This is a genomic window from Thainema salinarum CENA647, assembly GCF_057732415.1.
Window position 1 is genome coordinate 4,358,439 of record NZ_JBYJZJ010000022.1, and the last position, 11,902, is coordinate 4,370,340.

General features: G+C 50.3%; 13 protein-coding genes. 8 read left to right on the forward strand and 5 right to left on the reverse strand.

The annotated features are described in order from the left end of the window. Positions 1 to 31: 31 nt before the first annotated feature. On the reverse strand, positions 32 to 880 hold the full coding sequence (locus AC286M_RS25805) for an ABC transporter permease (protein ID WP_488207100.1): 849 nt from the start codon (positions 878 to 880) through the stop codon (positions 32 to 34). Between the two features lie 89 nt (positions 881 to 969). Here AC286M_RS25805 and AC286M_RS25810 point away from each other — a divergent pair, with 89 nt between their 5' ends. Then, entirely contained in the window at positions 970 to 2,187 is a 1,218-nt protein-coding gene (locus AC286M_RS25810; protein ID WP_488202914.1) for an IS256 family transposase, read from the forward strand. Between the two features lie 92 nt (positions 2,188 to 2,279). Here the strand turns inward: AC286M_RS25810 and smpB are convergent, their stop codons facing one another. Both smpB and AC286M_RS25820 read right to left on the reverse strand, forming a co-directional pair. Next, positions 2,280 to 2,747, reverse strand: coding sequence for an SsrA-binding protein SmpB (gene smpB, locus AC286M_RS25815; protein ID WP_488207101.1), 468 nt, complete (start codon positions 2,745 to 2,747; stop codon positions 2,280 to 2,282). Between the two features lie 30 nt (positions 2,748 to 2,777). After that, positions 2,778 to 3,044: a YciI family protein gene (locus AC286M_RS25820; protein ID WP_488207102.1), complete on the reverse strand. Its 267-nt coding sequence runs from the start codon at positions 3,042 to 3,044 to the stop codon at positions 2,778 to 2,780. Positions 3,045 to 3,102: 58 nt separating this feature from the next. On the opposite strand from AC286M_RS25820, the gene AC286M_RS25825 reads away from it, so the two are divergent. The 5 genes from AC286M_RS25825 (at position 3,103) to AC286M_RS25845 (ending at position 8,245) form a co-directional block, all read left to right on the forward strand. Continuing rightward, positions 3,103 to 3,669 carry a 2'-5' RNA ligase family protein gene (locus tag AC286M_RS25825; RefSeq protein ID WP_488207103.1) on the forward strand — a complete coding sequence of 189 codons (567 nt, stop codon included), beginning with the start codon at positions 3,103 to 3,105 and terminating at the stop codon, positions 3,667 to 3,669. A 305-nt stretch (positions 3,670 to 3,974) separates the two neighbouring features. Then, positions 3,975 to 5,018: an acetamidase/formamidase family protein gene (locus tag AC286M_RS25830; RefSeq protein WP_488207104.1), complete on the forward strand. Its 1,044-nt coding sequence runs from the start codon at positions 3,975 to 3,977 to the stop codon at positions 5,016 to 5,018. 176 nt (positions 5,019 to 5,194) lie between these two features. Then, the gene (locus tag AC286M_RS25835; RefSeq protein ID WP_488207105.1) at positions 5,195 to 6,154 is read left to right on the forward strand and encodes a cation diffusion facilitator family transporter; all 960 of its coding nucleotides are present in this window, start codon (positions 5,195 to 5,197) and stop codon (positions 6,152 to 6,154) included. 633 nt (positions 6,155 to 6,787) lie between these two features. Next, on the forward strand, positions 6,788 to 7,378 hold the full coding sequence (locus AC286M_RS25840; protein ID WP_488207106.1) for a sigma-70 family RNA polymerase sigma factor: 591 nt from the start codon (positions 6,788 to 6,790) through the stop codon (positions 7,376 to 7,378). Between the two features lie 30 nt (positions 7,379 to 7,408). After that, entirely contained in the window at positions 7,409 to 8,245 is an 837-nt protein-coding gene (locus tag AC286M_RS25845) for an anti-sigma factor domain-containing protein (protein WP_488207107.1), read from the forward strand. On the opposite strand, the gene AC286M_RS25850 is transcribed toward AC286M_RS25845, so the two are convergent. Together AC286M_RS25850 and AC286M_RS25855 are read right to left on the reverse strand one after the other, a co-directional pair. After that, positions 8,217 to 8,657 carry an acyl-CoA thioesterase gene (locus tag AC286M_RS25850; protein ID WP_488207108.1) on the reverse strand — a complete coding sequence of 147 codons (441 nt, stop codon included), beginning with the start codon at positions 8,655 to 8,657 and terminating at the stop codon, positions 8,217 to 8,219. The genes AC286M_RS25845 and AC286M_RS25850 overlap by 29 nt on opposite strands. Before the next feature lie 102 nt (positions 8,658 to 8,759). Next, entirely contained in the window at positions 8,760 to 9,755 is a 996-nt protein-coding gene (locus tag AC286M_RS25855; RefSeq protein WP_488207109.1) for a pentapeptide repeat-containing protein, read from the reverse strand. A 301-nt stretch (positions 9,756 to 10,056) separates the two neighbouring features. On the opposite strand from AC286M_RS25855, the gene AC286M_RS25860 reads away from it, so the two are divergent. Together AC286M_RS25860 and AC286M_RS25865 are read left to right on the forward strand one after the other, a co-directional pair. Then, positions 10,057 to 10,704 (forward strand): phycobiliprotein lyase, encoded by a 648-nt coding sequence (locus tag AC286M_RS25860; protein ID WP_488207110.1) that lies wholly within the window; start codon positions 10,057 to 10,059, stop codon positions 10,702 to 10,704. Further along, positions 10,697 to 11,884, forward strand: coding sequence for an extracellular solute-binding protein (locus AC286M_RS25865; RefSeq protein WP_488207111.1), 1,188 nt, complete (start codon positions 10,697 to 10,699; stop codon positions 11,882 to 11,884). The genes AC286M_RS25860 and AC286M_RS25865 overlap by 8 nt, the downstream gene beginning before the upstream one ends. Positions 11,885 to 11,902: the final 18 nt, after the last annotated feature.

Here is an 11,902-nt window from a genome sequence, read left to right on the forward strand (position 1 = left end):
GGCATAGCACGTTTGTGGTTGTTGCTGATGACTACGCTATTGTGCGCGGATCAAGGGCATCACGCAAGCCATCGCCGAGTAGATTAAAGGCCAGCACGATCAGGGTGATGGCTAAACCGGGAAACAGAATTGTCCAAGGCGACGATAGCGAGTAGCCTCCCTTAAACGCATCCGATAGCATTGTGCCCAGTTCTGGTGTTGGCGGTTGTGCGCCCAGCCCCAGAAAGCCCAAACCCGCAGCCTCTAGCGTGGCCGTCCCAATCGCCAGCGTTGCCTGCACCACCAGCGGCGAGAGGCTTGACGGCAAAATATGCACAAAGATAATTCGGCCCGGCGATGCGCCAAAGGATTTGACCGACTGGACAAAATTTTGCTCCCGCAGCGACAGCACCATACTGCGAGTGAGACGGATAAACTTGGGCAGTTGAATTGCGCTCACTGCCACCATGACGCTGCCTAAGCTCGGCCCCGTGACGGTGACAATTGCGATCGCAAGTAGAATCGACGGAAAGGCCAGCATGACATCGGTGATCAAGCCCACTAGGGTATCCCACCAGCCGCGAAAGTAACCCGCTAAAAGCCCCAGCAGGACACCAATCAGCAGCCCGATCAGCACTGAAATGACGCCAATAATCAATGAGGTTTGCAGACCATACCACACCTGCGTCAGCACATCGCGACCGAGTCCGTCTGTACCAAACCAGTGTTGCCAACTCGGCGATTGCAAACGAGATGCGTAATCTCTTGCTGTAGACGGATCATAGGGGCGGAGCAGCGGAGCCAATAGCGCAAGTCCAATCAGCCAAATTGTAAGAACCAGGCCAATTCGACCTGAGGTTGACTGAAAGAAGCGCTGTTGCGATCGCGATTCAAACAACATATAAAACCCAAATGAGGGATTGTAAATTAGATTGTGTCAAAGGTCAGAGATGAGATCTAATGAACTATTGAACCTAAGAGACTCGTACTATGACTTTTCGACCTGAACTCCTGGATGAATTGCTTAAAGGCTATCAGAATCCCGAAGACCTGCTGGGGGATGGAGGGATTCTTAAGCAGCTCACGGCGGCTTTGGTGGAACGCTGCTTGAATGCGGAAATGAAAACCCATCTGGACGAGCAACAGGCGGAGCCTGAAAGCGACGTCAAGCCAACTCGTAACCGCCGCAACGGCCACAGCAAGAAGACCATCAAAGGGGAGTTTGGAGAAGCTCAAATCAATGTTCCCCGTGACCGCAACAGTGAGTTTGAACCCATCATCGTCAAGAAGGGGCAGACCCGCTTCGAGGGCTTTGATGACAAGATCTTGTCCCTCTATGCCAGGGGCATGAGTACCCGTGACATTCAGGCTCAACTGCAAGACCTGTATGGCGTTGAGGTCTCAGCCGGGCTGATCTCGAACGTCACGGATGCGGTTGAAACGGAGCGTAAAATTTGGCAAAATCGCGCGCTCGACCCGGTTTATCCCATCGTCTATTTTGATGCCATCGTGGTCAAAGTCAGACAAGACGGGCGGGTGATCAACAAAGCGATTCACTTGGCGCTTGGGGTTAACTTGTCTGGCACCAAAGAACTCTTGGGGATGTGGATGACCCAGAACGAGTCTGCCAAATTTTGGCTTCAAGTGCTCACAGAGCTGCAAAATAGGGGTCTCAAAGACATCTTCATCGCTTGCTGTGATGGCCTCACTGGCTTTCCCGATGCCATTGAAGCGGTCTTTGCTCAAACCCAGGTGCAGTTGTGCATTGTTCACATGGTACGAAATTCACTCCGCTATGTGTCCTACAAAGACCGTAAGGCGGTTGCAGCAGACCTCAAGCTGATTTACACGGCCAGCACTGAGACTGAAGCAGAGCAGCGCTTAGTTGAGTTTGCCGAGCAGTGGGACCAGCAATATCCAACCATTAGCAGGTCTTGGCTTCATCATTGGCAGCGGATTATTCCCTTCTTTGCTTTTTCACCGGAGATTCGTAAAGCAATCTATACGACCAATGCGATTGAATCGATGAATATGACTCTTAGAAAGGTGATTAAAAACCACCGAGCTTTTCCAACCGATGAATCTGCCCTAAAAGTTATCTACTTGGCAATTCAAAATATTGCCAAAAAGTGGACCATGCCCATTCGCGACTGGAAACCCGCTCTCAACCGCTTCGCGATTGAATTCAGCGATCGCTTTCCAACTTGAGTTTTTACCTTTGACACAATCTATTTGACATACCCAAATGATATGTTGAGAGGGCTGGCTAAGCCAGCCCTCTCAACATATCCCGGATTGATCTAATAATTCTTCATTGCCCGCTCGATTTCTCGATTGGCCTGCTTGCGCTTCAGAGATTCTCGCTTATCGTGCAGCTTCTTACCTTTGGCTAGTCCCAGCAGCACCTTGATCCAGCCGCGCTTGAGATACATTTTCAGCGGCACGACCGTTAAACCCTTCTGCTCGGTTTTGCCGATTAGCTTGTTGATTTCATCACGATGCATCAGCAGCTTACGATTGCGGCGTGGCTCGTGGTTAAATGCCTCACTGGCGCTCTTGTGGGGCGAAATATGGACGTTGCTGAGCCATGCTTCGCCGTCCCGGATGTAAGCATAGCCATCCTTCAGATTGACCCGCCCTGCCCGGATGGATTTTACTTCGGTGCCGAGCAGTTCAACCCCAGCTTCATAAGTTTCCAGAATTTCGTACTGAAAGCGGGCCTGCCGATTATCGGCAATGGTTTTGGATCCGCGACTCTGATCGGCCATGTTTGAATCGTCCTAAGGGATGCTCTACTACTACTCTACGACAATGCACCATTGATGCAGTTCGTACTCTACGCAGTGGTGCTTAATCAGCGGGTCTTGTTCTACGATCTGTTTGGCTTCATCTAACGATGCCGCCTTAAATAACAGCATACCGCCACCATATTCGGCCCAATACCCCGTTTTAGCCTCATGTCCCTGCTCAATGAGCTGACGGACATAGGCTTTGTGCTCTGGCACATACTGATCAAATTCTGATTTGTTGACAATGCCCCGCTCAATTTTGACAAACCACGGCATAGATTTAGTTCTTTCGTATTCTTGAAAACTTTAGCCCTCCTATTTTAGGCAATTGCCCGTGACTGATCCGAACAGCCCCCGTCGATTCTTTATTGCCCTGCTGCCACCGCCACCGATTCAGGACTATGCGACCCAAATTAAGCAGGAATTTTGCGATCGCTATTCCAGTAAAGCGGCGTTGCGATCGCCACCGCACATTACGCTGCAACCGCCGTTTGAGTGGACATTCGCAGAAATTGATCAGGTTAAGCATCAGCTTCAGGTATTTGCTAGCCGTCACTCATCACTGCTCATTCAGCTTTCAGGCTTTGGCGCATTTCCACCTCGGGTAATCTATATCGACGTGGTGCGCAGTTCGGAACTTTTGGAACTCCAGCGCAACCTGATGGCGCATTTAGAAGAGACGCTGGACATTGTCCATCCGGTTTCAAAAAAGCGACCCTTTGCGCCGCACATGACCGTGGCATTCCGCGATCTCAAACCCGCCAGCTTTCGCATCGCCTGGCCAGAATTTGAAAATCGCGAACTGAAATTTGAGTTTATGGCCTCTGCACTGACGCTCTTGCTGCACGATGGCCAACGCTGGACAGTCTATGAGAATTTTCAGCTTGAGGCCGTTCAGTAGTTCATACCGACAGCCGTAGCCGCAAAATCTGCGGTGGTGAAGCTGGGTTATCTATAAAAATCAACGTTTACTGATACTTTCCGTAGAGCGAATGAGCTTTGTAGCCTAAGTAACAATCACAGGGTTCAAAAGACTATTTACTTATCTTTACATTTAGCTTGTATGTCTATTGGACAAGTATGAAAGTTATAAGGCGTTCACATAAGCTTCGGAAATTCCGGTCTGTTCGGCGGTCTTGGCAGCTTGCAGGTGGAGCACTACTGCTCGCTCTATTCGCCACAGTCGGATTGGTTCAGTTTTCACCCGTGTGGGCAACAAACCACACCTATGAGGTTAAATCTACTCCCGAAAATGTGATCTGGGGAGAATTATTTAAGCCTGACAGTGCGCCTATTTTGACCATTCAGTCAGGCGATCAAATCACCATGGAAACGGTTTCCCATGAAGGTATCCTGCCCGACCAAGGTGACACTGTTGAGTTCTTGACCAAGGGTGGTATCAAAGAAGACGACATCCTACCGGATCAAATCACCATCAAGTCCACTGTCACCAAGTCTGGTCCTGGCCCCCATGTCATCACAGGCCCTATCTATGTTGAAGGCGCAGAACCGGGTGACGTGTTGGAGATCAAAACCGTCAACATTGACTACCGGGTGCCCTACGGCGTCATCTCGAATCGTCACGGCAAGGGTTCATTGCCAGGAGAATATCCTGAAAATGGCGATCCCATCTATACCAAGGTTATTCCAATTGAGATGACCAAGGATGTCGGTATTTTCAAACCCAGCAATGGTTTGTCTGATCTGGAAATCCCGCTGAAGCCGTTTATAGGACTCATGGGCGTTGTCCCTGCCGACACCGAGCAAACGGCTAACTCCGTGCCACCGGGTCTATATGGTGGCAATTTGGACATTAAGCATCTGGGTGAGGGCAGCAGCTTATACCTGCCAGTACAGGTACCAGGCGCACTCTTTTATGCAGGCGATCCGCACTGTGCCCAAGGAAATGGTGAAGTTGCTCTAACCGCAATTGAGTGTTCGCTGACGCCAACCTTTGAACTGACGTTGCACAAGGACATGGAGCTACCTGCCCCAATGGGTGAGACGGAAGATGCCTGGATTGCGGTCGGTCTAGATGAAGACCTCGACGAAGCCATGAAGAAGTCTGTGCGTGAATACTTACGCATCATGAATGAGAACTATGGTCTGACTAAGCCGGATGCATTACTCTACGCCAGCGCGGGCATCGATTTTGAGGTGTCACAGGTAGTGGATATCGTCAAGGGGATTCACAGCGTGATTCCTAAAGAGCGATTCAAGGTGCTGGAAGAAACCGTTCCTGGTTCGTAAGTCAGCTTCTGAATCCATTGCTGTTACGTAGGGGCGAGGCATTTGCCCCTACAGGATGTTTGGAATTGCTGATTTTAAGTATGAATTGTGATGTGGGGTGTCCCCACATCACAATTCATACCCAGATTAAGCAACGCCGGATTTTATTGATAACGGTTAACGATTAGGTTGGCTTGATGTTTGTCCATTCTGCAAATTGTGGCTGTACCCAGCACGCTTCGGTTGATCAGAATCAGAAGACTCGTTTACTGCTAACTGCGCTGGCGCTGATTGGTGGATTTTCAGTCATTGAGCTGGTGATGAGTGTATCAAGCGGTAGTTTAGCGCTGCTGGCTGAAGCTGGACACATGCTGTCCGACTGCGCGGCCCTGGGTATTGCCCTGCTGGCAACCTGGCTGGGGCGACGAACCGCTTCTGCACCAGCTCCCTTTGGCCATCGCCGAGTTGAGATTCTGGCGGCACTGCTCAACGGCTTGGGACTGATAGCCGTTGCCCTCTGGGTGAGTTGGGAAGCAATTGAGCGGTTGCAGGCTCCCGCAGTTGAAGTTCTGGCACTACCAATGCTGGTGACCGCAATGCTGGGACTGGTTGTTAACCTGTTCAATATTGCGCTGCTACACGACCATAGCCATTCTGATCTCAACCTCAAAGGAGCATTTTTGCACGTGGTGGCGGATGCTCTGGGATCGCTAGGGGTAATTGTAGCTGCGATCGCAGTTTATGTTTTGGGCTGGACATGGGCTGACAGTGCGATTAGTCTCGTGGTTGCAGCTTTGATTGTCACAGGAGCCATGCCTCTCGTGCGTCAGAGTCTTGATATTTTGCTAGAGAAGCCCCTTACAGAGCTGAATGTCAGCGAGATAGAAGCGCTATTGGCATCAGCACCGGGAGTCATCAGAGTCGAAAATCTGCATTTGTCGGCAATTGCACCGGATCACAATCGGCTCTCAGCTCATTTAGTGGTTGAACTGACAAATGCAGCAGCACGTGATCGGCTGTTGCAGGAGCTACAGGTCAGTTTGTTCCAGCGGTTTGGCTTACAAGATACGTGTCTGCAAATGCAGTCGCCTGCCCCCGCTACTCTTTCACTCTCACCGAATCTATTGCTATTGGCTGTAGGGAAAGGTTGCCGATAGATGAAGTCTCAGGATCGGCTATTATAGCCATCGCCATTTTGGTTGAGTGGTTGAGACATCTACAGAATCCAACGTTTGAATGTTTGAACGTTTTCGGGATTTTCCAACGTTCTAACTAATACAGCCATCTTAAATTGATTATGAACAGGCCGCCCCGCTGGGGCGGCCTGTTCATAATCAATTTAGTTCATCAGCTATTTGAGAGCGCTGTATAACTATTGCTATGAATTGGGTGCATTTTCCGGGGCGATAATAGTTAGCTATTTCTACAGCAATAGATTTAGTAAGTCTGCGTTAATTGCTCATATTTTGCTCACATCTTTTTCTCATATCTAAAGAGGCTGTTTTGCTGCTGTGTTTTGGTGGTGAAACAGCCTCTTCATGCTTTTATATTTTCGGCTTTTTTGGGAACACTATCAAAATTTTAGTTGAAATTGCTAAAGTGAAACATTTATCGCATTCTGCCAAAAAAACGGATCACTAACCCTGAATCTAATACCCGTGCATCCAAATCGTCATCGGTGACGTAATCCTAGTGCAGTCGATATTTTAGGACATCAACTTATCCAGTATCGATGAAAAATCATCGATCGAAGTAAGATATGTCATAGCGGTTCTGCATATTTAGGGTCTATGGATTCCGAACAATCTAGCCATGCTGAGCAGACTGACCTGACAGATGTGCAACTATGGCAGGCAACTCAGCAGGGTCAGACAGAGGCATTAGGGGTGCTTTATGATCGCCATGCTGGTCTGGTCTATGGAATTGCGCTAAAGGTACTGGGAAATTCTCAAGAAGCAGAGGATTTAACGCAGGATATTTTTATCAAGCTAATCGATGGTTCATCGTATGATCCTCAGCGCGGTTCATTAAGAACGTTTTTAGCCATTCTCACCCGATCGCGGGCGCTTGATCGGGTGAGGTCGCGCCAACGGGAAAGCCTACGGCGGAGAAAAAATCAGACTTTAGTGTTTCAAGACTCTATTCATTCATCATCTAGTTCAATTGATGAAATTTTTCAGCAAGAGCAGAAACAAGAAATACGCTCTGCCCTTTCGCAATTGTCAGAACAGCAGCAGCAGCTTTTAAGAATGAGTTATTACGATGGATTGACCCAGTCAGCCATTGCTGAGCGTTTAAATTTGCCGCTCGGAACCGTTAAGTCAAAGGTGCGCCGAGGACTACTCAAACTGCGCCAAGTTTTACAAGATCGGTTGGATTAATCATTTCATTGTGTCTATGACAGTATGACCATGTCGATGTCTCCGGAAGAGTTACAGCAGTTAATCGCAGGCTACGTTCTTTATACGCTCAGCCCAGAAGAGGTGGCTACCTTAGAACAGTTGATGAGAACGAATCCAACGATTCTCAAAGAAGTTGAGCTGATGCAAAAAGCGCTGGAACTCACGTTTATGTCGTCCGAGGCGCAGCCACCGGAACAGTTGCGATCGCAGATTTTAAATCTCGCGCGTCAAACCGCTCTGCCGCAGTCCCAGCAGCCATCAGCCGCATCGCCCGTTCCCGACGCAACAGTTCCCAACCCAACAATTCCCGACCCAAGCCCTATTCCCGTATTTGAATCACCATCTCTATCCCGCCAGACTCAACGGCGGGGTTGGGCCATCGGTCTGGGTGCGATCGCAGCTTCGCTCATTGTGGGGTTAAGCATCAGTAATTACGCGCTGTGGCGCTCGTTACAACTTGCCCGTTCTCAACTACAACCTTCTGAGGCCGTGGTCGTTGCGCTCGAACCAACGGCAGAGGATAGTCCAGTAGCGGCCACAGTTGCGCTTGATCCCGCTAATCTGCAGGCCACCTTGAACATTGAAAACCTGCCTCCACTACCAGCAGGCCAGGTCTATGTGCTGTGGACGGTTCTAGAAGCGGATGCACCATTTACCACGGATGCCAAGAATGCGATTCTGACCGAAACCTTTACCGTTAGCGATCAGGAAACGCAATCACAGCAAATTGCTCTCCCGCCCGTCTATCGCGATCGCCAGTGGATAAAAGCGATCGCAATTACCGTCGAAGCGGCAGAAGCTCCCCAACGGCACGAAGCTAGTCCAATTCTGAAACAGATGCTGTAGCGTCATCACGCATCTGTTTCAGCCACTGTAGCAACTCATTCGGCAGCGGACGCTTGGCTCGACTGCGAGGATCGATGCAAACATGACGAGTTTTTGCGATCGCGGCAGGCTTATCGGTTACAGAAAAGACTTGATAGCTAATTTCAAACACTGCCTCACTGAGTTTGACGGGCAAAAGCTGCACCGTTAACCGATCGCCACAGAATAGCGGTTGATGAAAATCTGCACTGGAATGAACAATAGGGACAGCCACAATTCCCTGACTGCTAAAAAACTCTCGCAGCACAATACCTGAATCGGCCAAAGATGCCTCGTAAGCCTCATGACACAGGCTTAAAAGGTTTGCGAAGTAAACCACGCCCGCCGCATCCGTATCCTGAAAGCGAACGGTACGTTGATATGAAAAAGCCATAGTGCGATCGCACCCAGTCTAACGAAACGGCATATAAAATCGCGGCAACTGTAGGAGCGAAAGGGTTTCGCCCTAAGATGCTGAAAGATGCGGATCTAAGCATCAGCTATGAACCGAACCATCTGGCATGATCACGCCCGTCAAAATTGCTCCCGTCAGTTTCACCATAATTTTGTCGGAGAAGCCAACCCGTGCCCCAGTCATATCCGCACCGGATAAATCTGCACCGGATAAATCCGCACCGATTAAATCCGCTTCCCGCAAGTTTGCACCCCGTAAATTCGCCTGGAGCAAATTTGCGCGGAACAAGCGAGCTTTTGAAAGGTTTGCGCCACTAAGGTCAATCTTATGCAAAAACGCATCGCTCAAATCCGCACCGCTCAAATTGCAGCCACTAAGATTTTGACCCGATAAATCGCGCTCATGTAGATCAGCTCCCTCCAAGTTTTGATGGCTGAGTTCTGACGGCTTCGCGGATGATGGCTCTGGCGAAGATGAATGAGATGGCTCTGGCGGACGATAAGATTGGGTATTGCGCCAATAGTGAGGCGGCGGCGTATAGCCTGAGGAAGGCCGAGGAGGATACTGCTGAGCGTAGTTGGAATCATATTCCCAGCCTGTATCGTACGGAGCCTGTGGTTGCGGTTGCGACTTATAAGAACGAGGATAGCCTTGGTCGTAGGCCGATCGGGCGGAGGTGGACTGAGACGTAGACTGATGAGTATCCTCCCGCCGATGGGCATCGCCGTTGGCATAGCGGTTAGAGTAGCCGTTTTGATAGCTACGGCTGGAGTCGCGATTTCCATCACTGCGGGAATTGGTACTCGCTGAGCGCGCTGAGCCATTGGCCGTATTGGTGGCATTATTAGACGCTCGACTAGAGCGCCGTTCTTCCCGCCGATAACGCCGCAGCTCGTCCCGTGCGTGGTTAATCGCCTTAATCTTTTCCTGGGCCTTTTGGTGCAATCGCGTATTATCCTTTGGGATGCGATCGGGATGCCAAATAAACACCAAGTCTTTGTAAGCCTGGTTGATGTCCTCCAGCGAGGCACCAGGCTCTAGCTCTAGAATGCGGTAGCAGTGTTCCAAATCTCTCATACTGAGATCAACATAACACCTAGCGCCCCAAGACGATCGCGCTCTTCACCAGTCTACTTAATCCCGAACAATAGGAACTGGTACTCAAGTAGTGATTTTTAGAGACTCTTGGAAAAAGACAATGGCACAGGCTGGCTCCCAGTATGGAGAAGAATCTAGCTAACGCGACAAAATTGCAACACTGTCTTTATATCTGTCTCTTTATATCTGTCAAGTAATACCGAATCTAAAGCCAGCCACACAGTCACCGTGCTAGCGCTGTAGAATTGCACAGGGGATTCAACGGGAGCAAACGAACGACATGCTGAGCTTCTATGATTTTTTTGCGGCCTGTTCCGGCAAGTGGACAACGGAGCGTACCTATCATTTTGTCCTCACCGACACGATTGAGCGCTCTCACACTACCTTTCATGTCCAACCGTTAGGCAACGAAGATAAGCAGCGAATTCTTTCAGTTGCAGATCCAGAATCGGCACCACTCAAGATTAATCTGGCCCAGGCGAACCAAGACGAGAAACTGTGGCCCGGATTCTCAATTTCCTTCGAGACTCGCTCTGAAACGGGTGAAGAAGTCTCAATGGATTTGAAGGCGCTGTTTGTGCCCGATGCGCTGGTGCTCTCGCCGGAAACAGCGGCTCAGTTTCCGCCCTCTCCCGTCGCCTCCCAGATTACGGATACAGAATCGGGCGATATCATTCGCGGCTTTTATCTGCGGGATCAGGGCTATTCCGAAGCAGGTGCGATCGCAGGTCGGTTTACCTATCAGTCGATTCGTCAAGCCCTGGAAATGACGACCTACTATCGGCGTTCGGTGGCAGTGGATCAAATGCGGATTATCAGTCCTAAGCTGCGGCTGCGGACGATTGTGAACTATCAGCGCCCGGAGACGGATGTGTCTCCCAGCGTGATTGATTTGATTGGATTTGGTGTTGAACAAAAGCATGGTTAATCGGCGTTCAGTACTGATTGGCGGCAGCGCTCTGGCAGCAGCGCAGTTACTCAGCGCCTGTCGGCCCAGGCAAATTCCTAGACTGCGGGTAGACTATCTGAAAGATTCTGTTCCCAGTTCACTGCTAGAGATCTTTCAAGAATCACAGGCTGAACCGCTGGATTTACGGTTGCAGACCAGCGACCAAATCCGTGAACTGTATGAAACGCTAGTTGCGATCGCAGATCCGCAGAATGCGCCCAAACCTTGGCTCAGACTGCCCTTCCGCAACTCTGGGCCGCCCCAATTAGATATCGTCACACTGGGCGACTACTGGCTGACAAAAGCCATTCGGGAAGAGCTGATTCAGCCGCTCAATGTCAGCCAGCTTTCGGGCTGGTCGCAGTTGCCGCCTCAGTTTCAGCAACTGGTTCAGCGGAATGAACAGGGATCTGTCGAGCCAAACGGCTCGATCTGGGGTGCGCCCTATCGCTGGGGCAGTACCGTGATTATTTATCGGATTCAAGACTTTGACGATTTGGGTTGGACACCTCAAGACTGGTCAGACCTGTGGCGGCCAGAATTGAGAGGCAAAATCTCCCTGCTCGATAGCCCCCGCGAGGTGATTGGCTTGACGCTCAAGCGGCTCGGTTACTCATACAATGAACCGGATCTAGCTGCGATCGCAGAGTTGCCGAAAGCCTTGGCCGAACTCGATCAGCAGGTCAAAGTATATACGTCTACCTCCTACCTCGAACCGCTGCTGATTGGTGACATCTCACTGGCGGTTGGCTGGTCAACGGATATCGTGCCTGTCCTGCGCAAATCACGAGATTTGGCCGCCGTTGTGCCTGTCTCAGGCACCGCTCTGTTTGCAGATTTATGGGTGCAGCCCGCATCTGCATCATCGACCGATGACGCGGACTCATCTACTGACTTGCTGTCCCAGTGGTTTAACTTCTACTGGCAACCTGAGGTTGGCATCCAACTGGCACTGCAAGCGGCGGGTAGTTCGCCAGTTGTACCTGGCTTATCAGCAGATCAACTGCCGGAGACGCTACAGCAGGATGAACTGTCACTGCCCAATTCTGAGATCTTGAGTAAAAGCGAGTTTCTGCTGCCGTTGACCGATGATACGGCTAAGAAACAGTTTGATCTATGGGAAGAAATGCGCTGTCAGGAGAAGCAAACAGCTTGCTGACAATTGATTTTGGGGTTG